The sequence below is a fragment of the Candidatus Pelagibacter sp. Uisw_127 genome (assembly GCF_047722515.1).
GTDB lineage: Bacteria > Pseudomonadota > Alphaproteobacteria > Pelagibacterales > Pelagibacteraceae > Pelagibacter.
On the sequence record NZ_CP159815.1, the window covers coordinates 1,173,986 to 1,198,791 of the forward strand.

26 protein-coding genes are annotated in these 24,806 nt (G+C 32.1%); 2 read left to right on the forward strand and 24 right to left on the reverse strand.

Going from position 1 to position 24,806, the window contains the following annotated elements; genetic code table 11:
* Nucleotides 1-6: 6 nt before the first annotated feature.
* The 16 genes from ABXT65_RS06390 to ffh are packed head-to-tail and all read right to left on the reverse strand — an operon-like array spanning nt 7 to nt 15,820.
* Nucleotides 7-780: a succinate dehydrogenase iron-sulfur subunit gene (locus ABXT65_RS06390; RefSeq protein ID WP_415323192.1), complete on the reverse strand. Its 774-nt coding sequence runs from the start codon at nt 778-780 to the stop codon at nt 7-9.
* A complete protein-coding gene (sdhA, locus tag ABXT65_RS06395) occupies nt 780-2,555 on the reverse strand; it encodes a succinate dehydrogenase flavoprotein subunit (protein ID WP_415323194.1) in 1,776 nt (591 codons plus the stop codon). Before sdhA ends, ABXT65_RS06390 begins: the two co-directional genes overlap by 1 nt.
* Complete coding sequence (sdhD, locus tag ABXT65_RS06400) at nt 2,552-2,881, reverse strand: succinate dehydrogenase, hydrophobic membrane anchor protein (protein WP_415323196.1); 330 nt, start codon at nt 2,879-2,881, stop codon at nt 2,552-2,554. The genes sdhA and sdhD overlap by 4 nt, the downstream gene beginning before the upstream one ends.
* Nucleotide 2,882: 1 nt before the next feature.
* Nucleotides 2,883-3,266 (reverse strand): succinate dehydrogenase, cytochrome b556 subunit, encoded by a 384-nt coding sequence (sdhC, locus tag ABXT65_RS06405; RefSeq protein WP_415323197.1) that lies wholly within the window; start codon nt 3,264-3,266, stop codon nt 2,883-2,885.
* Nucleotides 3,256-4,263, reverse strand: a complete 1,008-nt coding sequence (locus tag ABXT65_RS06410; protein WP_415323198.1) for an aspartate-semialdehyde dehydrogenase — start codon at nt 4,261-4,263, stop codon at nt 3,256-3,258. Before ABXT65_RS06410 ends, sdhC begins: the two co-directional genes overlap by 11 nt.
* Before the next feature lie 20 nt (nt 4,264-4,283).
* Nucleotides 4,284-5,393, reverse strand: a complete 1,110-nt coding sequence (locus ABXT65_RS06415) for a dimethylsulfoniopropionate demethylase (RefSeq protein WP_415323200.1) — start codon at nt 5,391-5,393, stop codon at nt 4,284-4,286.
* Complete coding sequence (locus ABXT65_RS06420; protein ID WP_415323202.1) at nt 5,390-6,166, reverse strand: alpha/beta fold hydrolase; 777 nt, start codon at nt 6,164-6,166, stop codon at nt 5,390-5,392. Before ABXT65_RS06420 ends, ABXT65_RS06415 begins: the two co-directional genes overlap by 4 nt.
* Nucleotides 6,163-7,791 (reverse strand): long-chain-fatty-acid--CoA ligase, encoded by a 1,629-nt coding sequence (locus ABXT65_RS06425; RefSeq protein WP_415323204.1) that lies wholly within the window; start codon nt 7,789-7,791, stop codon nt 6,163-6,165. Before ABXT65_RS06425 ends, ABXT65_RS06420 begins: the two co-directional genes overlap by 4 nt.
* A gap of 1 nt (nt 7,792) precedes the next feature.
* Nucleotides 7,793-9,556 (reverse strand): acyl-CoA dehydrogenase family protein, encoded by a 1,764-nt coding sequence (locus ABXT65_RS06430; RefSeq protein WP_415323206.1) that lies wholly within the window; start codon nt 9,554-9,556, stop codon nt 7,793-7,795.
* Between the two features lie 26 nt (nt 9,557-9,582).
* Complete coding sequence (gene leuB / locus ABXT65_RS06435) at nt 9,583-10,689, reverse strand: 3-isopropylmalate dehydrogenase (RefSeq protein ID WP_415323208.1); 1,107 nt, start codon at nt 10,687-10,689, stop codon at nt 9,583-9,585.
* Nucleotides 10,682-11,287 (reverse strand): 3-isopropylmalate dehydratase small subunit, encoded by a 606-nt coding sequence (gene leuD, locus ABXT65_RS06440; protein ID WP_415323210.1) that lies wholly within the window; start codon nt 11,285-11,287, stop codon nt 10,682-10,684. Before leuD ends, leuB begins: the two co-directional genes overlap by 8 nt.
* Before the next feature lies 1 nt (nt 11,288).
* Nucleotides 11,289-12,692, reverse strand: coding sequence for a 3-isopropylmalate dehydratase large subunit (leuC, locus tag ABXT65_RS06445; protein ID WP_415323211.1), 1,404 nt, complete (start codon nt 12,690-12,692; stop codon nt 11,289-11,291).
* 9 nt (nt 12,693-12,701) lie between these two features.
* Nucleotides 12,702-13,196 carry a 50S ribosomal protein L19 gene (rplS, locus tag ABXT65_RS06450; protein WP_415323212.1) on the reverse strand — a complete coding sequence of 165 codons (495 nt, stop codon included), beginning with the start codon at nt 13,194-13,196 and terminating at the stop codon, nt 12,702-12,704.
* A 16-nt stretch (nt 13,197-13,212) separates the two neighbouring features.
* Nucleotides 13,213-13,899, reverse strand: coding sequence for a tRNA (guanosine(37)-N1)-methyltransferase TrmD (gene trmD / locus ABXT65_RS06455; protein ID WP_415323214.1), 687 nt, complete (start codon nt 13,897-13,899; stop codon nt 13,213-13,215).
* An 8-nt stretch (nt 13,900-13,907) separates the two neighbouring features.
* Entirely contained in the window at nt 13,908-14,447 is a 540-nt protein-coding gene (rpsP, locus tag ABXT65_RS06460) for a 30S ribosomal protein S16 (RefSeq protein WP_415323216.1), read from the reverse strand.
* A gap of 14 nt (nt 14,448-14,461) precedes the next feature.
* Nucleotides 14,462-15,820: a signal recognition particle protein gene (ffh, locus tag ABXT65_RS06465; RefSeq protein ID WP_415323218.1), complete on the reverse strand. Its 1,359-nt coding sequence runs from the start codon at nt 15,818-15,820 to the stop codon at nt 14,462-14,464.
* Nucleotides 15,821-15,979: 159 nt separating this feature from the next.
* Here ffh and dapF point away from each other — a divergent pair, with 159 nt between their 5' ends.
* Together dapF and ftsY are read left to right on the forward strand one after the other, a co-directional pair.
* Nucleotides 15,980-16,804, forward strand: coding sequence for a diaminopimelate epimerase (gene dapF / locus ABXT65_RS06470; RefSeq protein ID WP_415323220.1), 825 nt, complete (start codon nt 15,980-15,982; stop codon nt 16,802-16,804).
* A complete protein-coding gene (gene ftsY / locus ABXT65_RS06475) occupies nt 16,804-17,721 on the forward strand; it encodes a signal recognition particle-docking protein FtsY (protein WP_415323222.1) in 918 nt (305 codons plus the stop codon). Before dapF ends, ftsY begins: the two co-directional genes overlap by 1 nt.
* On the opposite strand, the gene ABXT65_RS06480 is transcribed toward ftsY, so the two are convergent.
* The 8 genes from ABXT65_RS06480 to ABXT65_RS06515 form a co-directional block, all read right to left on the reverse strand.
* A complete protein-coding gene (locus ABXT65_RS06480; protein WP_415323224.1) occupies nt 17,714-18,277 on the reverse strand; it encodes a hypothetical protein in 564 nt (187 codons plus the stop codon). The two genes, ftsY and ABXT65_RS06480, sit on opposite strands and share 8 nt — an antisense overlap.
* Nucleotides 18,278-18,326: 49 nt before the next feature.
* A complete protein-coding gene (locus tag ABXT65_RS06485) occupies nt 18,327-19,145 on the reverse strand; it encodes an alpha/beta hydrolase (RefSeq protein WP_415323226.1) in 819 nt (272 codons plus the stop codon).
* Nucleotides 19,129-20,040: a DMT family transporter gene (locus ABXT65_RS06490; protein WP_415323228.1), complete on the reverse strand. Its 912-nt coding sequence runs from the start codon at nt 20,038-20,040 to the stop codon at nt 19,129-19,131. The genes ABXT65_RS06485 and ABXT65_RS06490 overlap by 17 nt, the downstream gene beginning before the upstream one ends.
* Before the next feature lie 13 nt (nt 20,041-20,053).
* Entirely contained in the window at nt 20,054-20,233 is a 180-nt protein-coding gene (locus ABXT65_RS06495) for a hypothetical protein (RefSeq protein ID WP_415278178.1), read from the reverse strand.
* On the reverse strand, nt 20,223-21,560 hold the full coding sequence (locus ABXT65_RS06500; protein ID WP_415324213.1) for an amidase: 1,338 nt from the start codon (nt 21,558-21,560) through the stop codon (nt 20,223-20,225). Before ABXT65_RS06500 ends, ABXT65_RS06495 begins: the two co-directional genes overlap by 11 nt.
* A gap of 10 nt (nt 21,561-21,570) precedes the next feature.
* Nucleotides 21,571-22,932: a TRAP transporter large permease gene (locus ABXT65_RS06505; protein ID WP_415294914.1), complete on the reverse strand. Its 1,362-nt coding sequence runs from the start codon at nt 22,930-22,932 to the stop codon at nt 21,571-21,573.
* Nucleotides 22,922-23,506 (reverse strand): TRAP transporter small permease subunit, encoded by a 585-nt coding sequence (locus ABXT65_RS06510; protein ID WP_415324214.1) that lies wholly within the window; start codon nt 23,504-23,506, stop codon nt 22,922-22,924. The genes ABXT65_RS06505 and ABXT65_RS06510 overlap by 11 nt, the downstream gene beginning before the upstream one ends.
* A gap of 93 nt (nt 23,507-23,599) precedes the next feature.
* Nucleotides 23,600-24,760 (reverse strand): TRAP transporter substrate-binding protein, encoded by a 1,161-nt coding sequence (locus ABXT65_RS06515; RefSeq protein ID WP_415294915.1) that lies wholly within the window; start codon nt 24,758-24,760, stop codon nt 23,600-23,602.
* Nucleotides 24,761-24,806: the final 46 nt, after the last annotated feature.

The window sequence follows — 24,806 nt, forward strand, 5'->3', positions numbered from 1 at the left end:
GTGTAATTAGCTTGTTGCAAGCATTTTTTTCAATTCAGCTATGGCTTTTGCTGGATTTAATCCTTTAGGACAAGCATTGGTGCAATTCATAATAGTATGGCATCTATACAGCTTAAGTTCATCAGCTACTTTTTTTAATCTCTCTTTTCTTTCATCATCTCTACTATCTACTATCCACCTATAAGCTTGAAGCAAAACTGCAGGACCTAAAAATTTATCCTCATTCCACCAATAGCTTGGACAAGAAGTAGAACAACAAGCACACATAATACATTCGTATGCACCATCTAATTTTTTTCTATCTTTTTGAGTTTGTATAATTTCTGTAGTTTCAACTTTTGTATTTGTTTTCAACCAAGGCTCAATCGACTCATACTGTTTGTACAGTCCACTTAAATCTCCAATTAAATCTTTTTTAACTTTTAAATGAGGTAGTGGATAAATATTTATATCTCCTTCAATTTCTGAATGAGGTTTTGTACATGCTAAACCATTTTTTCCATCCATGTTCATTGCACAAGAGCCACAAACACCGTGTGCACATGACCTTCGATAAGCCAGTGATGGGTCAATTTCGTTTTTAACTTTATTTAAAATATCTAATACTTTTGAAGGACAGTTATCCATATCTACCTCGTAAGTATCTATTCTTGGGTTTTCTCCATTTGATGGATCCCATCTATAAACATTTACTTTTCTAATATTTTTTGATCCAGTTTTATCGTGGTAATATTTACCTTTTTGTACTTCTGAATTTTTAGGTAAATTTATTTGAACCACTAGTAAACTCTTTCTTGGGGTGGAAAATATTGCACTTCATTTGTTAAAGTTTTTGTTGTAACTGGTCTATATCCAATTTTTGTAACTTTTCCATTACACCACGCAATAGTATGTTGCATAAATTTTTTATCATCTCTTTTTGGGAAATCTTCTCTAGCATGTGCCCCTCTACTCTCTTGTCTATTATAAGCAGAATCTACCGTGGTGATTGCCTGTCTTATCAAGTTATCAAATTCAAGTGTTTCTACTAAATCGGTATTAAAGATAAGAGATTTATCTTTTACAGAAATTGAATCCATTCCGTCATAGGTTTTTCTAATCTGATCAACTCCTTCTTTAAGTGTTTTTTCTGTTCTAAAAACAGCACACTTTGATTGCATAGTTTTTTGCATTGCAAGTCTAAGCTCTGAAGTGTTGTTTTCACCATTGGCGTTTCTTAGTTTATCAAATCGTTCTAAGCATTTTTCTGTTTCAGACTCTCCTATATCTTCATGTGGTGTTCCTGGTTTTACAAGTTCTGCAGCTCTTCTAGCTGCTGCTCTTCCAAACACAACTAAGTCAATTAAAGAGTTGGACCCCAACCTATTCGCCCCATGAACTGAAACGCAGGCAGCTTCTCCAATTGCCATTAATCCTGGAACTGTTTTACTAGAATCGTTTCCGGTGAGTACTTCAGCTTTATAATTTGTTGGAATGCCTCCCATATTATAATGGACAGTGGGAACAACAGGTATTGGTTCTTTGGTAACATCAACATTTGCAAACAATCTTGCTGCCTCTGTAATTCCTGGGAGTCTACTTTCAATGATACTTTTATCTAAATGACTTAAATGTAAGTGAACATGATCTTTTTCTTTACCAACACCTCTACCTTCGTTAATCTCAATTGACATTGATCTACTTACTACATCTCTAGATGCTAAATCTTTTGCATTTGGAGCATATCGTTCCATAAATCTTTCACCCTTTGAATTGACTAAATAACCACCCTCTCCTCTAACACCTTCAGAAATTAAAGTTCCATGTCCATAAATTCCTGTTGGATGAAATTGTACAAACTCCATATCTTGTAATGGTAAACCTGCTCGTAAAACCATAGCATTTCCATCTCCTGTACAAGTGTGTGCAGAGGTCGCTGAATAATAAGCTTTTCCATAACCACCTGTTGCAATTATTGTGCTGTGAGCTCTAAATCTATGAATAGTTCCATCGTTTAAGTTCCAGGCAATAAGACCTTTGCATTCACCATCCTTCATTAATAAATCTAATGCAAAGTATTCAATAAAAAATTCTGTATTATGTTTTAAGGCTTGTCCATAAAGGGTGTGAAGTATAGCGTGCCCCGTTCTATCAGCAGCCGCACAAGTTCTTTGAACAATTCCGTTACCATAATTTTTAGTCATTCCTCCAAAGGGTCTTTGGTAAATCTTGCCATCTTCTGTTCTACTAAATGGCACTCCATATTTTTCTAATTCTATAACAGCTGCAGGAGCCTCTTTACAAAGATACTCTATACTATCTTGATCACCTAACCAATCAGCACCTTTAACAGTATCATACATATGCCAACGCCAATCATCTTCACCCATGTTTCCTAAAGATGCCGATATACCTCCTTGTGCTGCGGATGTGTGACTTCTAGTAGGAAAAACTTTTGAAATACAAGCTGTCTTTAAACCAGCTTCACTTAGGCCAACAGCAGCTCTTAAACCTGATCCTCCTGCACCAAGTACGATAACATCGTATTCATGATCTATAATTTTATATGAACTCATGTGTTTAAATTAAATATTATTATAATTGTAATTAAAGGAATTATTATAGCAAATATATTCAAAGTTTTGTTTGCGGCATTTTTGATTTTTTCATCCTGTATATAGTCTTCAAATACCTCACTAATACTTAAGGCTGAAAAATAATAGGCAAAAACTAACAACAAAGAAACTAAAATTTTAGATGGCTGATTTGAAAAAAAATTAACAATATCAACATAATCTTTATTGAAAACTGACACTAAATTTAAAATAAACCATGTCATTAGTGGTATCAACACCACAGAGCTTACCCTCATTAATACCCATTTTTTAGTCACGTTATTCATGCTAAATAAATTGCTTTCCAATTAAATAAAATAAAATTGTTAAAAAAAATGAACCAATAATCACGATTAATCCCGTTATCTTTGTTACTTTTAATTCAAACCCATATCCTAGATCCATAATTAAATGTCTTATTTCACTTAATATCTGGAAACTAAATGACCATGTTAAACCTAAAATTATGAATTTTCCTAAAATAGAATTTAAAAATACCTTAGTAAACTCATAATTATTTTCACCTAGTAATAATGATGCAATCCAAAAACAAATTATTGTTATAGCAGCTATATTTATTATTCCTGTAATTCTATGTGAAATAGATACTAAAGAAGATATGTGCCATCTATAGATCTGAATGTGTGGTGATAAAGGATTATTATTTTCCATTAAGTTCATCTTTAATTAAAGTTTCTGCAATTTCAACAGCATTCAATGCCGCTCCTCTAAGTAAGTTATCAGAAACAATCCATAGGTTTAATGAATTTTTATTAGTTTTATCTTCTCTTATTCTTGAAACATAAGTTTCGTCTCTACCTTCTGCTTCGATTGGAGTGCTGTATCCTCCATCTTCTCTTTTATCATAAACCTCACAGCCTTCTGATTTACTAAGGGCTTCTCTAACTTTTTCTAAAGAAAATGGTTTTTCAAATTGAATATTTACTGACTCTGCATGAGAAATCATGACTGGAATTCTTACACATGTTGCTGTTAATTCTATTTTGTCACCAAGAATTTTTTTAGTTTCATTGGTCATTTTTAATTCTTCTTTAGTATAACCATCATCTGTAAAAACATCAATTTGAGGAATGGCATTAAAAGCTATTTGTTTAGTAAAATTTCTAGATTTAATTTCTTTATTTTCTAGAGATGATTTAGTTTGCTCTATTAGTTCATTCATAGGGTCTTTGCCACCACCTGAAACAGACTGATATGTCGAAACAACTATTCGTACAATATTAAATAAGTCATGTAGCGGTTTAAGCGCAATTACTAATTGAGCTGTTGAGCAATTAGGGTTAGCAATTATATTCTTTTTCATGCTCTTAATTGCTTCTGGATTTACCTGTGGAACAATTAATGGCACATCAGGATCCATTCTAAAAAAACTAGAATTATCTATAACTGTTGAATACTTTGCTGCTTTTGGAGCATATTGTTCTGAAATTTTTCCACCTGCCGCAAAGAAAGTAATTTGAATTTTTGAAAAATCAAATGTTTCAAGATTAAAGACCTCATGTTCTCTGCCACTAAAATTTATTTTTTGACCAGCACTTCTTGGTGAGGCAACTAAAAATAGTTCCTTTATAGGAAGTTTTTTCCTCTCTAGAACTTCGAGAATTTTTCTTCCAACATTACCTGTGGCTCCTACAATTGCTATATTCATGATGTTATTAGGCTTTTATACTAAATGAAGGGTAAATCACAAACTTTTCCATTAATAGTAGTATCATTTATTTGAATTTTAAAGGTTTGAGATGCTTCCCAGTGAGACTTTTGGATCATTGCTATTCCAATAACCATTTGAAAATGAGGTGAATAACAAGATGACCTTAATTCACCAATGATATTATTTTTCTCATCATATAAATTTCTTGATCCTGTGAGACTAATTTCTTTTATATCAATTTTAATACCTCTTAACTTCTTTTGGGCTCCTTTTAATTTAACTTCTTTTAATTTATTTTTTCCTAAAAAATTTATATCACTATCCAAGCTAACATATTGATCAAAACCACATTCAAATGGATTGTCATTGTTATCAAAATCATTTCCATAAGATAGTAATGCACTCTCAATTCTCTCTATTAAATTTGGACACCCAGGTCCTACATTAAATTCTTTTCCAACTTCAAAAAGGTGGTCATATAATTTTTGTCCTGACTCTGTATTTTGAACATAAACTTCATATCCACCTTGCTTAGACCATCCTGACCTTGCTATTAAATGTTTAATTCCATTAAAATCAAAATAATCAAATCCAAAGAATTTTAGTTCAGTAATTTTTTTTCCAAAAACTTTTTCCATTAATGCAAATGATTTTGGACCCTGTATTGCCATTATATCAACTACTGGCTCTACAATCTTAACATCAAACTTATGTCCAGATGCTAGACCTTTAGCTAAAAAGATTACATCCGAATCTGCAATTGATAACCACCATCTATTTTCATCCAGCTTTAAAACAACTGGATCATTAACTAGGTTTCCATTTTCGTCTGTTATTGGACAATAATAACATCTCCCAATTTTAGATTTTGATAAATCTCGACATGTCATCAATTGTACTAATACTGCAGAGTCTTTTCCTGATATCTCTACCTGTCTTTCCGCAGAAACATCCCATACCTGAACATGTTCTTTTAAGTGTTTATAGCTATTTTCTATTGATCCAAAAGCAGCAGGTAGCAACATATGATTATAAATTGTATATGCTGTAACACCTTGTTTCTCTATTCTTGAGGTATATGGAGTGCTTCTTAATCTTCTAGATTTTGCAATTGAAAAATTCGTCATTTTTTTATAAATTCAGAGATCTTTTCTCTCATTTCAAAAGCTTTTTCAAACATAATCATATGTCCACAACCTTTTATTGTATGTATTTTTGAATTAGGAATAAGTTCAGCAAATTTCTTACCTTTTTCAAGGTTAACCATCTTATCTAACTCACCAAAAATAAATAATGTAGGACAATTAATTGACTTTAGGGCTTCAGATCCATTTTTATAATTATTACAAGCTATAAGATCAATAGCTAAAATTTCTCTAATATCTCTTGAAGAATTAATAATTTTTTGTACAGGATTACCTCCAATAAATTTTTTAGAGTCCTCGTAACTCCATTTCATCATCAATTTAACTGCTTGATTATCTCCATCTTTAGCAAGGTCAATTAAGTCTTGATTAACTGGCATTCTATATGATCCGCCAACAAATACTAAATTTTTAACTCTTTTTGGGTATTTAAAATAATATTCAAGTGCCTCCAAACATCCTTGTGAGTGTCCGATTATTGTTATCTTAGAAATATTAAGTTTATTAAAAACTTTTTCTAACCAATCAGAAATTTCTTCTATTGATTTTAAACTTTTACCTTCAGAATTTCCATGCCCTGGTAAATCAATTGCTAGAACATTATAGTTTTGATTTGATAAATATTGTTCTGTTAAAGACCAAACAATATGAGAAAGGCCACTTCCATGAAGTAAAACTATAGTATCTTTATCTTTATCTATACCTTGACCTGCATCTGAAACAAAAACTTTTTTATCACCTATTTCAAGAATCAACTTAAGTCCTTTAATTTTTTTCTAAGCTCAAATTTTTGTATTTTTCCAGTTGATGTCTTCGGTAACTCACAAAATATAACTTTTTTTGGAAGTTTAAATCCTGCTAACGTTTCTCTGCAAAAATCTATGATGTCTTTTTCTTCTGCAAACTTATCCTTAATTAATTCAACAAAAGCACAGGGTGTTTCTCCCCATTTCTCATCAGGCTTAGCAACGACAGCTGCTAATGATACTGCTGGGTGTTTTGCGATTGCATTTTCTATTTCAATCGAAGAAATATTTTCACCACCTGAAATTATTATATCTTTAGATCTATCCTGAATCTTAATATACCCATCTGGATGCATAACTGCTAGATCTCCTGAGTGAAACCATCCACCTGCCATTGATTTTTCTGTTTCTTCTTTATCTTTATAATAACCTTTCATTACAATGTTTCCCCTAATCATAATTTCACCCATAGTTTTTCCATCTTTAGGAACTTGCTTCATAGTCTCAGGATTCATAACAGCTGCACCTTCGGTATTGGGATATCTAACACCTTGTCTTGCTTTAATTTCATTCTTTTTATCTTTTTCTAAAGTATTCCAATCCTCATTCCATGCACACTGCAACATATGACCATAAGTTTCTGTTAATCCATAAACATGCATCACTTCAAAACCAAGGTTTTCCATTTTTTCAAAGATAATACTTGGTGGAGGAGCGCCAGCAGTTAAAACATTTACTTTTCTTTTTAAAGCTTTTTGATCCTCTTTTGGAGCATTAACAATCATATTTAATACTATTGGTGCTCCACCAAAATGGGTTACTTCATATTTATCAATTAATTCAAACATCTTTTTTACATCAATGTTTCTTAAACAAATTACCCTTGCATGCAGCATCGCCAGTGTCCAAGGATAGCACCAGCCGTTACAATGAAACATTGGTACAACACATAAAAAATTTAGTCTATTAGGCATGTTCCAAGCTGTTACGCTACCTGTTGCCATTAAATATGCACCCCTGTGATGATAAACTACTCCTTTTGGTTTTCCGGTTGTTCCAGATGTGTACCCTAATGAGATTGCCTCCCACTCATCTTTAGGCTTTTTCCATTCATAATTTTCATCACCTGTATTTAAGAAATTTTCATACTCAAGTTCTCCTATTTTTTTGAAAGTACTTGTGTCTATGTCTTGGTCGTCAATATCAATAATTGTAATTTTATTTTTAACATTTTTTAAAGCTTTCTTGATTACATCGTGAAATTGTCTATCTACAATTAAAACTTTTGCATCACTATGCTGTAAAATATAACTTATTGTATTTGGATCTAGTCTTGTATTGATTGCATTAATTACAGCTCCCACCATTGGTATTGAATAATGAGCTTCAAAAATTTCAGGGGTATTGAAGGCCATTATAGAAACTGTGTCTCCAGTTTTCACACCTATTTTGTCTAATGCGCTAGCAAACTTAACACATCTTTTATAAACCTCTTTCCAAGTATAAGACCTACTTTCATAAACTAATGCTTCATAGTTTGGATATATATCATTGGTTCTTTCTAAAAATGTTAAAGGAGACAGAGGAACATAGTTAGCCTTATTTTTATCTAAATTTGTATCGTAATGACTCATGTTAATTGAATTTAAAATTCATTATGTAATCACTTCCTGATGTGGCAGTTTTAAAATGACTTTCAGCTCTTGGTAAAACTCTTTTGAAATAAAAATTTGCAGTTTGTATTTTATCATTATAAAAATTTTTATTTTGTTCGTAATCTATAAAACTTACCTCTAAAACCTTTATCCATGCATGAGCTATAGATACAAAGCCTAATGCTTTTAAATAGTCATTACATGCAGCACTTGCATCATCTTTTGAATCTTGTGTTTTTTCTTTAATCCAGGTAGTAAATTTTGATAAAATTTCTAAGTGTATTTTTAATTCTTTTATAAAGGGTTTTAATTTTTCATTTTCAGTGTTGCAATCATTCTTAATCAATTCCAAGTACTTATTAATTATGTCACCATTTTTATTTACTAATTTTCTAAAAACTAAATCTGCTGCTTGAACAGAATTTGTTCCTTCATATATTGGGGTAATTCTATTATCTCTATATAGTTGTTCTATTCCTTGGTCTTTTGTGTATCCATAACCACCATGAATCTGCATTGCTTCACTCGTTATTTCCATTCCCATGTCTGTAAACATTGTTTTGACTACTGGTGTCATCAAAGAAACAAGATCTGACGCTTCTTGTTTTACTTTTTCATCTGGGTGATAAAGACTAACTTCTGTTTGTTGTGATAACCAAAAACATAATGCTCTCTCTCCTTCAATAATAGATTTCATATTAAGCAGGGACTTTCTAATGTCTGCATGTTCAATAATATAATCTGCTCCATTTTCAGATTTACTATAATTTGTTTTTCCTTGTTTTCGCTCTTGTGCATAGCTTAGTGAGTTTTGATAAGCTATTTCAGAAATTCCTAGGCCTTGTATTCCAACAACTATCCTCTCTAGGTTCATCATAGTAAACATTGAGCTTAAACCTTTATTTTTTGGTCCAATCATATAACCAGTTGCGCCATCAAAATTTAAGACACAAGTTGCCGATCCTTTAATACCCATTTTACTTTCTATTGAACCTGTAGAAACTCCATTTCTTGAACCTATAGAGCTATCTTCATTAACTATAAATTTAGGAACTAAAAATAAACTAATACCTTTGGTTCCAGCAGGAGAATCTGCGGCTCTTGCTATCACTAAGTGAATAATGTTTTCTGTAAGATCTTGGTCACCAGAGGTAATAAAAATTTTTTGACCACTTATTTTATAAGTTCCATCAGGTTGCTCTTCTGCTTTTGTTTTTAATAAACCTAAATCAGTTCCACACACTGGTTCTGTAAGGCACATAGTGCCACTCCACTTACCTTCTACTATTTTTGGAAGATACTTATCTTTTATCACATCTGTTGCATGATGTTTTATACAATTATAAGCACCAATACTTAATTCGCTATAAAGCTTAAATGATAGACTTGCAGAAGAAAGCATTTCATCAAAAAAAGCACTTACTGTTTTTGGCATTCCTTGTCCACCATATTTGGGATCACAAGAAAGTGAAGTCCATCCATCCTCAATATATTTCGTATAAGCTTCTTTATAACCTGGCGGTGTTCTAACTACTCCATTCTCTAGGACTGTTGGGTTTTCATCTCCTGATTTTGCTAATGGTAAAATTAAATTTTCATTAATTTTAGCTGCCTCAACTAAAATATCTTTTACTAATTCTGAATTAACTTCTTTATATTTTTCAATTTCATTATAATTTTTATTGTTTCTTAGTTTGTCAAAAAGAAACATCATATCTTCCACTGGTGCTATGTAATTTGGCATTCTGAAACTCTAGAATAAATTTTTAATTATTGCAATTTTGAAATTATTGCATCACCCATTGCTGATGTTGATACCTCTTTCATGCCTTCTGAAAATATATCTTTAGTCCTAAGACCGTCATTTAATACGTCTTGAACTGCTTTTTCTAAAGCATCTGCCTGATTATCTAGGTCTAATGAATACCTTAATGCCATTGCAAAACTTAAAATTGATGCAATTGGGTTTGCAATTCCTTTACTAGCTATGTCTGGAGCTGATCCATGAATAGGTTCATACATTGCTCTCATTTCTCCATCTTTATTTTTTGCTCCTAGAGAAGCAGATGGCAAGAGACCTAAAGATCCAGTTAGCATTGAAGCTTGATCAGAAAGCATATCTCCAAACAAGTTGTCGGTAACTATTACATCAAACTGCTTTGGATTTTTCAATAATTGCATTGCACAATTATCAGCAAGCATATGACTTAATTCAACATCTTTATATTCTTTATCATGAAGTTCTTGAACTTCCTCTCTCCAAAGCTGTCCAGCTTCCATTACATTTGATTTTTCACAAGAAGTAACTTTATTTGATCTTTTTTTAGCTAAATCAAAAGCCACTTTAGCAACTCTAACTATCTCACTAGTCGTATAAGTATGAGTATTAATACCTTTTCTTTCACCATTTTCTATTGGCTTGATTCCTCTTGGCTCTCCAAAATAGATTCCACCCGTTAACTCTCTAACAATCATTATATCTAATCCGGAAACAATTTCCGGTTTTAGAGTTGATGCATCAACTAATTGTTCAAAACAAATTGCAGGCCTTAGATTTGCAAATAATTTTAATTCTTTTCTTAACTTTAATAGTGCTCTTTCAGGTTTTTTTGAAAAATCTAAATTGTCCCATTGAGGACCACCAACAGCTCCTAACATTACAACTTCACTTTCTAGCGCTTTATAAAAAACTTCATCTGTGATTGGTGTACCATGTTTGTCGTAAGAGCAGCCACCTGCTAAATCTTGATCAATTTCAAAATCTAAAGATTTATTTGAATTAAACCACTGAATAACTTTTTTAACTTCCTGAATAACTTCAGGTCCAATACCGTCACCAGGTAAAAGTAGAATTTTTCTTTTCTTAACTTTAATCATTAAATATCCATGGTTTATTGTTTTTTAAATTTTCTTCAAAGTTAGTAATTTTTTCTTTTTTTGCTAATGAAAGTGCAATATCGTCAAGACCTTCTAATAGGCATTTTTTCTTAAACGGGTCAACAGCAAACTTTATTTCGTTATTTCCAAAAATAATTTTTTCTTCTTTTAAATCTATTGAAATTTCCTCTTTTCTTTTTGAATATTCTGATAGTTCTTTAATTTTTTCTTCTGGTAAAATAATTGGTAAAATTCCATTTTTAAAACAATTACTAAAAAAAATATCAGCATAACTAGAGCTTATTACACATGTGATTCCAAAATCTAATAACGCCCAAGGAGCGTGTTCTCTTGAAGAGCCACAGCCAAAATTTTTTCCTACAATTAATATTTTTGATTGATTGTGAGGTTCCTGATTAAGAATAAAATCTTTAATTTCATTTCCATTATCATCATATCTCATTTCAAAAAATAAGTTTTTTCCTAATCCAGTTCTCTTAATTGTTTTAAGAAATTGTTTTGGAATAATCATATCTGTATCAACATTTACAATTGGTAAATATGCTGGAATACTTTTTAATGAATTAAATTTTTGCATTTTAATTTTGATACTTTCTAACATCATCTAGGTTTCCAGAAATTGCTGCCGCTGCTGCCATTCCAGGACTTACTAGATGCGTTCTTCCACCCCTACCCTGTCTTCCTTCAAAGTTTCTGTTTGAAGTTGAGGCACATCTTTCTTCTGGCTTTAACTTATCTGCATTCATTGCAAGACACATTGAACAGCCTGGCTCTCTCCATTCAAAACCAGACTCTATAAATATTTTATCTAGCCCTTCTTGTTCTGCTTGTTCTTTAACCAAACCTGAGCCTGGAACAACCATTGCATGAACATGGGATGCCTTCTTTTTATCTTTTAATATTTTTGCAGCTTCTCTTAAGTCTTCAATTCTACCATTGGTACAACTTCCTATAAAAACTGTATCAATTTTAATGTCTGTAGCTAGTGTGCCAGCTTTTAGACCCATATATTTTAAAGATCTTATTATAGAGTTCTTTTTATCTTCATCTTGTTCATTTTCAGGATTTGGTACTTTGCCATCAATAGTGATTACATCTTGTGGAGAAGTTCCCCAGGTAATCATTGGTAAAATATTCTCTGCTTCTAAATTAATTTCTTTATCAAATTTAGCTCCATCATCAGTTTTTAAACTTTCCCAATATTTCATGGCCTTATTCCAATTTTCATTTTTTGGTGACATTGGCTTACCCTTTAAATAATCAAAAATTTTTTCATCTGGAGCAATTAATCCTGCTCTTGCTCCTCCTTCAATAGTCATATTACAAATTGTCATTCGCTGCTCTACACTTAAAGATGATATTAAACTTCCTGCGTACTCAATTACAGAGCCTGTTCCACCTGCTGTGCCAATATTTCCAATAATTTGTAAAATTACATCTTTAGATGTGACACCAATAGGAAGTTTTCCATTAACATTAATTCTAAAATTTTTTGCTTTTTTTTGAACTAGTGTTTGTGTAGCCAAAACATGCTCTACTTCAGAAGTACCGATTCCAAATGCCAAGGCACCGAATGCACCATGTGTTGCTGTGTGACTATCTCCACAAACAATTACTGTTCCAGGTTGAGTGAAACCTTGTTCGGGACCAATTATATGAACAATCCCTTGTCTCTTGTCATCCATTCCTAAATATTGTACCCCAAATTCTTTACAATTGTTTTCTAAGGTATCTACCTGGATTTTAGATTCTGCATCTGCTATTCCTTTAGATCTGTCAGTAGTTGGAACGTTATGATCAGCAACTGCTAATGTTAGATTAGGTTGTCTAACTTTCCTATTTGAATTTCTTAACCCCTCAAATGCTTGTGGACTTGTTACTTCATGTACTAAATGCCGGTCAACAAATAATAGTGCTGTACCATCATCTTGCTGATCAACCAAATGATCATTCCATATCTTATCGTAAAGAGTTAAAGGCATTGAAAAAAATTATTTTTTTTCTTCAGAACTTTTTATTTTTGGTTCTACTTGAGTTTCAGGTTGCTTTTCAGGTTCTGCTGCAACTGGTGCTAAAGTTTCTTCAGCTACTTTTTCTGTTTTAACATCAACCTCTATACCAATTTTTTTTCTAATTCTTTCTGCAATTCTAGCTGATTTACCAGTTCTATCTCTTAGATAGTATAATTTTGCTCTTCTAACTTTTCCATGTCTAATAACTGTAATTGAATCAATTACCGTTCCATATAATGGAAACGTTCTCTCAACACCTTCACCAAATGATATTTTTCTAACTGTAAATGAAGAATTTAAATCTCTATTTTTTCTAGCAATACAAACACCTTCAAAATATTGAATTCTATCTTTTTTACCTTCGGTAATTCTCACACCAACTTTTACTATATCTCCTGGAAAAAAATCTGGAATTTTCTTCTCAGCTAATATTTTTTTAACGTTATGTTGGTTGATTTCCTCAATTGTTTTCATAGTAGTATTTATTAAATTAGTTTTTCTTATATTTTTCCCATAAATCCGGTCTCCGGACGCGTGTTATAGCCTCTGATTGTGATAAACGCCAGTCTTTAATTTTGTTATGATCTCCTGATAATAGTATATCTGGGACACTTTTTTCCTCCCAAATTTGAGGTTTTGTATACTGAGGATACTCTAAAAGTCCATTCTCAAAACTCTCGTATGTTTTTGATTGTTCATTTCCTAATACTCCAGGTAACAGTCTTAAAATACTATCCAATACAACAAGGGATGCTGTTTCTCCTCCTGATAAAATGAAATCTCCAATACTAATTTCTTCTATATTTCTTGTTGATAATATTCTTTCATCAACACCCTCGAAATGACCACATATTAAACTGATCGATTTTTCTTTTGACAGCTCTAGTGCTAATTTTTGATCAAGTTTTTTTCCCTTAGGGGATAAATAAAAAATTCTTTCCCCTTTTTTTTTATTTTGATCAATCGATTTTGCTAAAATATCAGCTTTTAACAACATGCCAGATCCACCTCCAAAAGGAGTATCATCGACTGTCTTATGCTTATCTTCTGCAGCATCTCTAATGTTTACAACTTTTAGATCCCAAATTTTATTTGATAATGCTTTTCCATAAAGCCCTTTACTTAAAGGGCCTGGAAAAATATCTGGATAAAGTGTGAATATCTGAGCTTGCCACATGAATCAAACTATTTAGCTTCTTCCTTTGGGGCTTCTGCTGCTGGAGCTGCTTCTGCTTTAGGAGCTTCTTCCTTTGGGGCTTCTGCTGCTGGAGCTGCTTCTGCTTTAGGAGCTTCTTCCTTTGGGGCTTCTGCTGCTGGAGCTGCTTCTGCTTTAGGAGCTTCTTCCTTTGGGGCTTCTGCTGCTGGAGCTGCTGCTGGAGCTACTGCTGGAGCTACTGCTGGAGCTGCCTCATCCCCTTCTTTTTTTCTTTCTTTTTTAGGAATAGCTTTGTTTGGGTTACTACCATTTGCAGGCATTGGAATAATATCATTTTCACCTAAAATTCTTGCAACTCTAGCTGTTGGTTGAGCACCTTGACCTAACCAATATTTAATTCTTTCGGCTTCCAGTCCCACTCTTTCTTTTTTATCTTTTGGTAAAAGGGGATTAAAGAATCCTACTTTCTCAATAAACCTTCCGTCTCTTGCACGACGACTGTCAGCTATAACTACTTTGTATACTGGTCTTTTCTTTGTTCCACCTCTTGATAGTCTTATTTTTATCATTTTTTTTCCTTTATTTATTTAAGTTGATTTAATAGCTCTGGAGGTATTCCTTTATCAGACATACCTTTCAGGTTTCCTTTTGACATCTTCTTCATCATTTCAGACATCATTTTAAATTGCTTAAGCAATTTATTGATAGTGGCCGCATCTGTTCCAGAGCCATTAGCAATTCGTTTTTTCCTAGAACCATCAATGATTTTAGGATTTCCTCTTTCTTTTTTTGTCATAGATAAAATGATTGCTTCATTTTTAGTAATAACGCTTTCATCAATTCCCGAAGCATCCATTTGTGATTTCATTTTAGAAACACCTGGCATAAACGACATGATTCCTTCTATGCCTCCCATTTTTTTCATTTGTCTAAGCTGTGTTAAATAATCTTCCATAGAGAATTGTCCTTTTTTTAAATTCTCTTCTGCTTTTTTTATATTCTCTTCACCAAGATCTTCTGAAGCTTTTTCGACAAGAGAAACAATGTCCCCCATACCTAATATTCTATTGGCGATCCTATCTGGGTGAAAAACTTCTAAATTTTCTATCTTTTCTCCTACCCCTAAAAATTTAATTGGAACTTGTGAGACATACTTCATGCTAAGAGCCGCACCACCTCTGGCATCTCCATCAGCTCTTGTTAAAACAATACCTGTTACATTTACGGTATTCTTAAATTCTTTTGCAACTTCTGCAGCAACTTGTCCTGTTAAAGAATCTGCAACTAAAAATACTTCCGTTGGGTTAATTATACTTTCTATCTGTTTAATTTCACTCATCATCTGAAGGTCTATTTGTGTTCTGCCTGCTGTATCAAATAATATAATTTCAGCACCATTTAGGTTTGCAGCGCTAACTGCTCTTCTACAAATATCCGCTGGTAGCTGCCCTTCAATAATAGGTAGTGTTAAAATATCATTTTGTTCTCCTAATGATCTTAACTGTTCTTGTGCTGCTGGCCTATATACATCAAGACTCACCATCATTATCTTTTTCTTTTTATTTTTTTCTAAATATTTGGCTAATTTTGCTGTTGTTGTAGTTTTACCAGAACCTTGAAGACCTACCAGCATCATTGGGACAGGTGGAACTGCATTTAAATTAATATCAGTGTTGCTTTCACCTAAAAGACTAACTAATTCATCATAAACAATTTTAACAACCATATCTCCTGGAGAGGTTGATCTAATTATTTCTTGACCCATAACCTTAGGCTTAACTTTTTTTATAAAATCTTTAGTTACATCTAGAGACACATCGGCTTCTAATAAAGCTTGTCGAATACCTCTTAAGCCTTCGTCTACTTGATTTTCATCAAGTGAAGCTGCTTTTTTTAAAGAAGAAAAAATTTCTTCGAATTTATTTGTTAAGTTTTCAAACATATTTATTACGCACAGCAGTTTCGCACTAGTGGGCGAATATCGCTGACTAGTGTTGATCTCTTTGTTTCCAAAGACACCACAAATTTAACGTTTTTGTGGAAACGAAAACAACCTATAATAGAGGTTCAAAAAGTCAATAAATAAGTTAAATATCTATATATGGATATTAAAGCATTTAAAATGGATGGTTTAGGCAATGATTTTGTAATTATTGATCAACGAATTCATGATCTTAATTTAAGCAAAGATCAAATAATTAAAATATGTGATCGAAGTTTTATTGGATGTGATCAACTTATTCTAATTAAAAAAAATAGAGAAATAGATGCTGGTTTAGAGTTTTATAATTCAGATGGCAGTACTTCAGGGGCCTGTGGAAATGGAACGAGATGTATTGCCGACTTTTTATCAAAAGAAAATAATCAAAAAGAAATAACTGTGTGGACATCCTCTGGATTATTAAAATCTAAAATTTTAGGAAATAATTTAGTAGAGACCGAAATCGGTATTCCAAAAACAAATTGGGAAGAGATTCCTTTAAGTAGAAAATTAGACACTAAAGATCTTGGGATTGAAATTATAGACAAAAACAATAACAAGCATATTGGTGGAATTGCAGTAAATGTAGGAAACCCTCATATAATCTTTTTTGTAAATGATATTGAAAGTTTTGATTTAAAAAAAGTTGGACCTGAAATTGAAAATTACGAATTATTTCCTGAAAAATGCAATGTAACACTAGCTAAAGTTTTAAATAAAAATTTAATAAAAGTTAAGGTGTGGGAAAGAGGTGCGGGACTTACAAAAGCTTGTGGTACTGCGGCATGTGCAACCGCTGTAGCCGCTAACATCAAATCATTAGTAGGTAAAACTACAGATATAGAGTTTACGCTTGGAAAACTAACAATTTCTATTGATGAAAAAAATAGCATTCACATGAAAGGGCCTGTTTCTAATATTAAAAATATTGAGATTAAATTGTAATGGGGATTTTTGATAAATTTAAAATCGGTTTTAAAAAAACTGCTTCTACTTTTACATCTGGTTTAAAAGATATAATTGTCAAAAAAGAAATAGATGACAAAACATTAGATCAGATTGAAGAATATTTGATTCAATCAGATGTAGGTCTGACTGTTGCTGCAGAGATTAAACAAATTATTGCTCAAGAAAAAATTGATCCTAAAAATAATGTCATGAATGAAGTAAGCTTAATTCTAAAAGATTATATAACCACTTTAATGAGCCCTTTAGAAAATGAAGGCTTCTTTAATAAAAAAGAAAAACTAAATGCAGTTCTAGTCTCAGGTGTTAATGGAGTTGGCAAAACAACAACTATCGGAAAGATAGGTAAAATTTTAAAATCTAATGGTAGCAAAGTCATGTTTTCTGCTTGTGACACCTTTAGGGCGGCTGCAATAGAACAGCTAGAAAATTGGGCTAATAAAATTGATGTTCAGATTACTAAATCTACCCAGGGATCAGATCCTGCTTCTGTCGCGTACAAAGCTATAGAAGAAGCAATTAAAGGTGATTTTAATCATGTTTTGATTGATACAGCGGGAAGATTACAAAATAAGAAAAACTTAATGGAAGAATATAAAAAAATTGCAAACGTAACTAAAAAAATAGATCCAGATGCACCACATGATGTAATTTTGGTTCTTGATGCAACTTCAGGTCAAAATGTTATCAACCAGGTAGAAGAATTTAATAAAATTATTCCAATCACCGGCTTGATAATGACAAAATTAGATGGCACTGCAAAAGGGGGTATTTTACTAGCACTTGCTAAAAAATATAAACTTCCAATAATTGCTCTGGGTCTTGGTGAAAAAGAAGATGACTTACAAATTTTTAATGCAGAAAAATTTGCTGAAGCATTTACTCAAATTAGTTAATCAAATTGTTGGAGATTAAAGGTTTGTAATAGTTACATTTATAATTTTCCTTAAGATTCGAATGTCCACAATCTTTAGCAATCGATGAAATTATAAAATCAAACTTACCATTTGATGGATATCGATTCAATTTTTTATTAGCAATATCAAATTTAAAATTTTTATTAATATTTTTAATTGCACTAATCATCACTAATGTATTGTTATCTTTCAAAAGATAATAAGCAAAGTCTTCTGGAAAAACTGGATAATCATAACTTTCTAAAAGGTATTTTGCCTGAGAAGGAAACCATTCATACGATATTAAAGGAGATGAAATTTTCGTTTTATAATTATAAATATATAAATCCTGGGGAAAATCTGTAACATAGTTATAATCCTCACCTCTTGCTAGAACAGCTTTATCTCTTGTCTTAAAAAAAAGGGCAAAGTGTTTGTTGTAGGAGTTCATTTGACCTATATGAAAAAGACTATTTACTGAAGATTCTGTGTTTTCTGCAATTGCAGAATTTGAAATAAAGATTAAGGTAAATAAAGTTACAATTAATTTTTTCACTATCTACTTATAGAAATGAAATTTGTAAATTATTTGGTCGGATTGTGTCTTAATTTAAGCTCTTTAAATATTCCTTTAAAATTATTACCATCTTTTCATTGTATTCCATCATGTGATTGTCTTTTTTGGGAAAATAAAAATATTTTGGTTCATTAGCTAATTCATACATTTTTTTACCCATCCAAAATGGCACTATTTTATCTGCTTCTCCATGCATAATCAAAATTGGAGATTTAAGATTTTTAATTTTTTTATCACTTTCGTATTTATCTTTAAGTAAAAATCTAATTGGAAAATATGGATACACATTTTTTGCTGCGTCAATCATAGATGTAAATGGAGATTCTAGTATAACGCCTGCAAATTTATGGTTTTGAGCAACATGAGTTGCGATCCCAGTACCTAAAGACTCACCATACAGAATAATATCATTATCCTTAAGGCCTTTTCTTTTTAACCAATTAATTGCACTTTCACCATCTTCATATAGACCTTTTTCTGATGGTTTACCTAAGTTTCCACTAAATCCTCTCCAAGAAATTATTAGAAAATTTACATTCATGTCTTTAAAATGATTAATTTTATGTATTCTATTTTCCAATGTTCCTGCATTGCCATGGAAGAAAACTATAGTTTTAAAATTGCTAAGATCTTTTTCATGAAACCATGCAAGTAATTCAAAATTATCACTCGTCTTAATTTTTACTTTTTCTATTTTAACTTTTAATTCGTCACCAAAGTAATTATTTTCTTTTGGCTCGTATAATAAGTTTCGTTGAAATATAAATATAATAAAAAGTAAAGAAAAGTATGCTATCGGTATAATTAAAATTATTTTCAATAAATACCCTTTAATTTTTCTTTTCATGTTTACTTTTTTTTTTAACTAAATAAACTCCACCAAAAACTAAGACAGTTCCTAAATAATGATAATACTCTAACTGCTCATTAAAAAATAAATAACCATAAATAGCACTGTAGACGGTAAATATATATAAAGTGAAACCAGTAATTGATGCTCCAAGACTTTTCTGGGCCATTGTATATAACGTGAAAGCTATAATTCCTGGTGAGATAGCTGCAAATAAAACCCACATAAAAAAGTCTGAATTAAAAACAGTTCTTACAAAGAAAGTCTCTTCTATTAAATAAAATGGAAGCAAACTCACTACACCGAAAAAAGCAATCAAAGTAAATCTATCAAAAATTTTTAAATTAGTTTTCCAGTAAAATAAGTAAATAGAGTATAGAGCCCACCCAATAGAAGAAGCTAGCATCCATAAATCACCAATTGTAAATTTAAGGCTAATTAACATGGATAAATCACCTTTAATAATGATAGCAAAAACACCTATTAAACAAGAAACCAGACCAACAATTCTAAGAAAATTTATTTTTTCCTTAAAAAAGATGCAGGAGATTAGAATTATAAATATTGGAGATGATGAATAAATAATTCCCATATTAGTAACAGTCGTCGTTTGTCCTGCTAAAAATGGAAAAGCTCCACAAACACCACAGCCCATTGATCCAATAAAAAATATTCTTTTGTATTCTTTTTTTACAAATTTAAAATTTTTTTTTAATGAGATAAAAGTAAAAGGGAGCAACATTAAAAAGACAGCTGCCCACCTCCAAAAAGCTAAAGAAATTGGTGGTACATACTCAACTCCTCCTCTTGCAACTATCAAATTGCTAGCCATAAAAATTGGTTGGATAAATAATAATAGAAAAGGTAAATAATTATTTTTAGAATTATTCACTACAAGTAGAAAATTAGTTTTTGTCGAAAAAGGCTTCGTAGACCATCATAAAAATTGCAATAGCCATCAAAATAAATACTGGCAATACATCCCAAAAACCTATCATTGATGATCTTGTCAATGTAGTCGCTAAACCGATAAGAAAAATTGCAGCAAGAAAAGTACCTAGAAATTTTGTTATATTATTTAGCATATTTTTTACAATTTTTTTCTAACCAATTGGCTACACCTAAAAATCTTAAATCATCTAGTTTGTCTCCAATTAACTGAACTCCTAATGGTAAATTATTAGCACCTGTAAGTAAAGGTAATGAAATAGAAGGTAAACCCATATAAGTCCAAGTAGTGCAGAATTCTGGGCTGCCTGTACTCTTTAAACCCTTAGGTGCAACCCCAGTTGTGGATGGGCTTAATACACCATGATAGTCCTCAAACACTTCTTTAAAAGATTCGTAACTTCTTTTCATAAAGTCTATTGCTTCAACATAATCTTTTGCTGAGTATTTTAAACCTCTTTCAATAGCACCAACCATTTCTTTAGAAAGTTTTTTCTTAGATTTTTTGTAATAACCTTGAAAATTATTAGCCATATCCGTTTCATGAATTATTTTATGGTATTTTGGAATATCATCAAAATATGAAGGCGTATCAAATACTTCAATATTTTTTTTGAATGTTTTTATAAAAAACTCAAAAGACTTTTGGGATTCTTTATCTACATTTTTCCAATTTTTAGTTTTATAAAAGATAAATTTTGGTTCGTATAATGGTCCTTTTTTACAAACTTTTAGCATTTCATCAGATGAATAATGAATAGTTGAGCTATCGTATAAATCTTTTTTAATTAATGATTTTGTTAATAAGGCAACATCCTCAACTGTTTTTCCAAAAACACCAATATGATCTAACTTGTCTGACTGTTTTAAAACTCCACTTCGAGAGATTAGTCCATAAGATGGTTTATACCCAACAACCCCACAATAAGAAGCAGGTCTAATAATTGATCCATTAGTTTGTGATCCAATTGATAGTGGTGCCATATGAGCTGCAACTGCAGCTGCAGAACCACTTGAAGATCCTCCAGGTGTTCTTGAATTATCGTGTGGGTTAGTAGTCTTTCCTGGGTGAAAATATGCAAGTTCTGTAGTTACGGTTTTTCCCATAACTATTGCTCCTGCAATTTTAAGTAAATTAACAACTTCAGAATCTTGAGAACTTGGCATTTTTTTTCTTAATGGAGTTCCACATTCAGTAGGCATTTCAAAAGTACCTATTATATCCTTAACTGCAATTGGTAGTCCGTGTAAAGAACCTAGAGGCTTTCCTGATTTTCTGTGTTCATCCGCTTCTTCTGCTTTTTCTAAAAGTTTTTTTTTATCAAAATATTCCCAAGCATTGATATCTTTTTCAAATTTTTCAATTCTTTCAATATATTGTGTACAAACTTCTACAGAGGAAATTTGGCCTGTTTTTAAATGTTCTACTAACTTATTAGTTGTAAGAGAAAATATGTTCATAATTTTAAATTACCTAGTTTGCAAATAATGTTTCTGGTAGCCACAAAGCAATACCTGGAAACATATACATAAGGAACATTGCAAATATTACTATGGCCAAGAATGGCATAATTCCTGCAAATATTTCCATCAGCTCAACATTGTTTTTTTGTACACCTTTTAAATAATAGGCAGACATGGCCATGGGTGGTGTCAAAAAAGATGTTTGTAAATTAAGAGCAATCAACATTGCAAAGAAATATGGATTAACATCAAATACCTCAAGTAACGGTAAAAATATTGGTACAAATATAATTAAGATTTCAGTCCATTCTAACGGCCATCCTAAAAGAAAAATTATTATTTGTGTAATAATTAAGAATTGCCAAGTTGTTATTTCTATTGATTTGAAAAAATGCTCAAAAATTTCATGACCACCTAAATAAGAAAAGACTGAAGAGAAAGTCCATGAACCAATAAATAACCACATAATCATTGCTGTAGTTTTTGCTGTTAGAAAAACAGATTCTTTAAAACTTTGCCACTTAAGAGTTTTGTAAAACCAGGATAAGAGTATTGCTCCAAATGCTCCTGCTGCTGCAGCCTCAGCTGGCGTAGCTATGCCTGCTAAAATTGTTCCAAGTACTAACATTATTAACCCAAAAAGAGGGACAAAAGAAACTAATACTTCCTTTAAAATCTCTGCTCTTGGTGGAATGTCCGCTGCATCTGGCTTGGGTGCAATTGATGGATTTATCCAAGCTCTGATTACAACATAAGCTATATATAAACTTGCAAGTAAAAGTCCTGGGAAAATTGCTGCAGCAAATAATCTTAAAGGTGATAATTGTGCGATCACTGAATATACAATTAACATAATACTTGGTGGTATTAAAATACCCAGACATCCCCCAGCACAAATTACTCCTGATGCAAATTTTTTATCATATCCTGCTTTAACCATTGCGGGCCAAGCAAGTAAGCCCATTAAAGTTACAACAGCACCAATAATTCCAGTTGCTGTAGAAAATAAAGTACAAGTTATTAATGCAGCTACTGCCATTGAAGCTGGCAATCTATGAGCTGCAAGTCTTATGGCAAAAAATAATTTTGATACAATTCCAGCTCTTTCAACTAAATACCCCATAAATAAAAAGAGGGGGACTGCAGTGAGGACATTATTATCCATAACTGTGTAGGTATTTTTTACAAATAATGAAAATATTCTATTATCAAAAATATGATCCATTAAAACAGGATCATAATAAGCGTAATATCCAAAGCCTATTCCCATTGCCATTAGAGTAAATGCAATTGGAAAACCTAATAGTACTGCAAATAAAAATATCCCCATCATGAAGATAGCTACTTCCGGATTTGTTAAACTAAATAACATCTTTTTGATCCCCGTCCTGAGCTGTTCTCATTAAAATTTGTTCTGTTTCTTCTGCAACAACCATTCTTGCAGGCCAATGTCCCGTTTGAATACAAATGATTGATCTAAATACTTCAGCAACTCCTTGTATGGTTAAGAATACTCCTGCTGCTGGTATCAAAGATTTTGCCATATAAATATTAATCTGTGCTGGGCTACTCCAGCTAGTTTCTTTTATCTTCCAAGCAAGTGCCGCATATTCAAATCCATAAAATGCTAAAGCTATTACGCCAGGAAAAAAGAAAATAAAATAAAGTATTAAATCAATCCAACCTTGTGTTTTTGGTTTGAATAATCTGTAAATCACATCTCCTCTAACATGAGATTCTGTTGCCAAACAATAAGCACCTGACATCATCAGTATTGCACCATACATTTGCATGCTAAAGTCAAAATTCCAAAGTGTTGGTTTGTTAAATATATATGCCATTGTTACTTCGTAACAAGTTCCACCCATTAAAATGACAATACACCAAGAAAAAGCCTTCCCTATTGAAGTGCTTAATGTGTCAGCAAATTTTATGTAGGCTCTCATCATGATTTAAATAGAATACCCTAATTTTTTAAAAACTGTACTATAAAAAAAGGGGAGCCTAAACTCCCCTCTTTTAAATTATTTAAAAGCTAATTAGATTTTAACTTTTCCAATTGGACCAAACTCATTTTCATAAGCTAGTTTGTAATTAGGCTGATTCATCAGCAAGTACTTCATTACTTTCTTAGCATATGCTTTTTGAGAATCGATAACCTTCTTGAAGAATGCATCTTTTGCAGAGAACTCTCCAACAATTTTATCCCAACCTTTTAACTGCTCAGCTAAAATAGCATCAGACGTTTGGTAAACATTAACCTTATGCTCGTTCATCAACATAGCTAAACTGTCAGAATATCTAACAAGTGCTTTGAAGTAGTTATCTGTATTCGCAGCATAAGCAGCGTTTTTTAAGATAGCTTGATGAGCAGGTGAAAGGCTTTTTAGTCTCTTTGTGTTCATAGGAATTTCAAACATCTCTTGAGATTGGTGGAAACTTCCTAAGTGATAGTGTTTAGAGACATCTTGCATTCCAAACTGTGAGTCTGATGTTGGGTTGTTAAACTCTGCAGCATCAATCAAACCAGTTTTCATTGCTGGTTGGATCTCACCACCTGGTAATTGTCTTACGACCATTCCCATAGCAGTTAAAACGTTAGTCGCTAGACCAACTGTTCTATACTTCATACCTTTAACATCAGATACTTTAGTTACATTCTTTTTGAACCAACCGAAAGGTTGTGCTGGCATAGGCATATGAAAGAATCCAGTGTAGTTATATCCAACACTAGCTACTGCTTCTTCATATAGTTTTCTTCCACCACCACGTTCCATCCATCCCATAACTTCTTGAGATGACATTCCGTATGAAGGACCAGTTCCAAAAAGTGAAGCTGCAGCGTTTTTACCATACCAATATGCTGTCACCCAGTGACCCATATCAACTATTCCATCACTTACCGCTGCTCCAATTTCTGAAGTTTTAACGATTGAGTTAACAGGTTGAAGATCAATCTTAAGTGATCCACCAGACATGTCACTAACCATGTTACAGTAGTCTTGCGCCATTTCAAAAAAGATGTTTGCGCCTGACGGCCAAGCAGCTTGCATCTTTAATACAGTAGCGTGAGATCCTGCAGTTGCAATATTAGGCATTGCTACAGCTGTTGCTGCTGCTGCACCTGTGACTGCTGCCGCTTTAAAGAACTTACGTCTTGAAGGTGTTGTAGCCTTCAAAGATTTTTTATCTTTAATCATTATTTCTCTCCCTTATTATATTAGTTAATTAACTATACTTATATTA

Bases quoted from the DNA above. Each gene is read 5' to 3' on its own strand.
- sdhD (WP_415323196.1), bottom strand. From the start codon at position 2,881: ATGAATAACGTGACTAAAAAATGGGTATTAATGAGGGTAAGCTCTGTG.
- leuD (WP_415323210.1), bottom strand. From the start codon at position 11,287: ATGCAAAAATTTAATTCATTAAAAAGTATTCCAGCATATTTACCAATT.
- leuB (WP_415323208.1), bottom strand. From the start codon at position 10,689: ATGATTAAAGTTAAGAAAAGAAAAATTCTACTTTTACCTGGTGACGGT.
- ABXT65_RS06505 (WP_415294914.1), bottom strand. From the start codon at position 22,932: ATGTTATTTAGTTTAACAAATCCGGAAGTAGCTATCTTCATGATGGGG.
- sdhA (WP_415323194.1), bottom strand. From the start codon at position 2,555: ATGAGTTCATATAAAATTATAGATCATGAATACGATGTTATCGTACTT.
- ffh (WP_415323218.1), bottom strand. From the start codon at position 15,820: ATGTTTGAAAACTTAACAAATAAATTCGAAGAAATTTTTTCTTCTTTA.
- trmD (WP_415323214.1), bottom strand. From the start codon at position 13,899: ATGTGGCAAGCTCAGATATTCACACTTTATCCAGATATTTTTCCAGGC.
- ABXT65_RS06430 (WP_415323206.1), bottom strand. From the start codon at position 9,556: ATGCCAAATTACATAGCACCAGTGGAAGATATGATGTTTCTTTTTGAC.
- dapF (WP_415323220.1), top strand. From the start codon at position 15,980: ATGGATATTAAAGCATTTAAAATGGATGGTTTAGGCAATGATTTTGTA.
- ABXT65_RS06510 (WP_415324214.1), bottom strand. From the start codon at position 23,506: ATGAGAGCCTACATAAAATTTGCTGACACATTAAGCACTTCAATAGGG.
- ABXT65_RS06495 (WP_415278178.1), bottom strand. From the start codon at position 20,233: ATGCTAAATAATATAACAAAATTTCTAGGTACTTTTCTTGCTGCAATT.
- rpsP (WP_415323216.1), bottom strand. From the start codon at position 14,447: ATGATAAAAATAAGACTATCAAGAGGTGGAACAAAGAAAAGACCAGTA.
- rplS (WP_415323212.1), bottom strand. From the start codon at position 13,196: ATGAAAACAATTGAGGAAATCAACCAACATAACGTTAAAAAAATATTA.
- ABXT65_RS06485 (WP_415323226.1), bottom strand. From the start codon at position 19,145: ATGAAAAGAAAAATTAAAGGGTATTTATTGAAAATAATTTTAATTATA.
- sdhC (WP_415323197.1), bottom strand. From the start codon at position 3,266: ATGGAAAATAATAATCCTTTATCACCACACATTCAGATCTATAGATGG.
- leuC (WP_415323211.1), bottom strand. From the start codon at position 12,692: ATGCCTTTAACTCTTTACGATAAGATATGGAATGATCATTTGGTTGAT.
- ABXT65_RS06515 (WP_415294915.1), bottom strand. From the start codon at position 24,760: ATGATTAAAGATAAAAAATCTTTGAAGGCTACAACACCTTCAAGACGT.
- ftsY (WP_415323222.1), top strand. From the start codon at position 16,804: ATGGGGATTTTTGATAAATTTAAAATCGGTTTTAAAAAAACTGCTTCT.
- ABXT65_RS06415 (WP_415323200.1), bottom strand. From the start codon at position 5,393: ATGACGAATTTTTCAATTGCAAAATCTAGAAGATTAAGAAGCACTCCA.
- ABXT65_RS06410 (WP_415323198.1), bottom strand. From the start codon at position 4,263: ATGAATATAGCAATTGTAGGAGCCACAGGTAATGTTGGAAGAAAAATT.
- ABXT65_RS06425 (WP_415323204.1), bottom strand. From the start codon at position 7,791: ATGAGTCATTACGATACAAATTTAGATAAAAATAAGGCTAACTATGTT.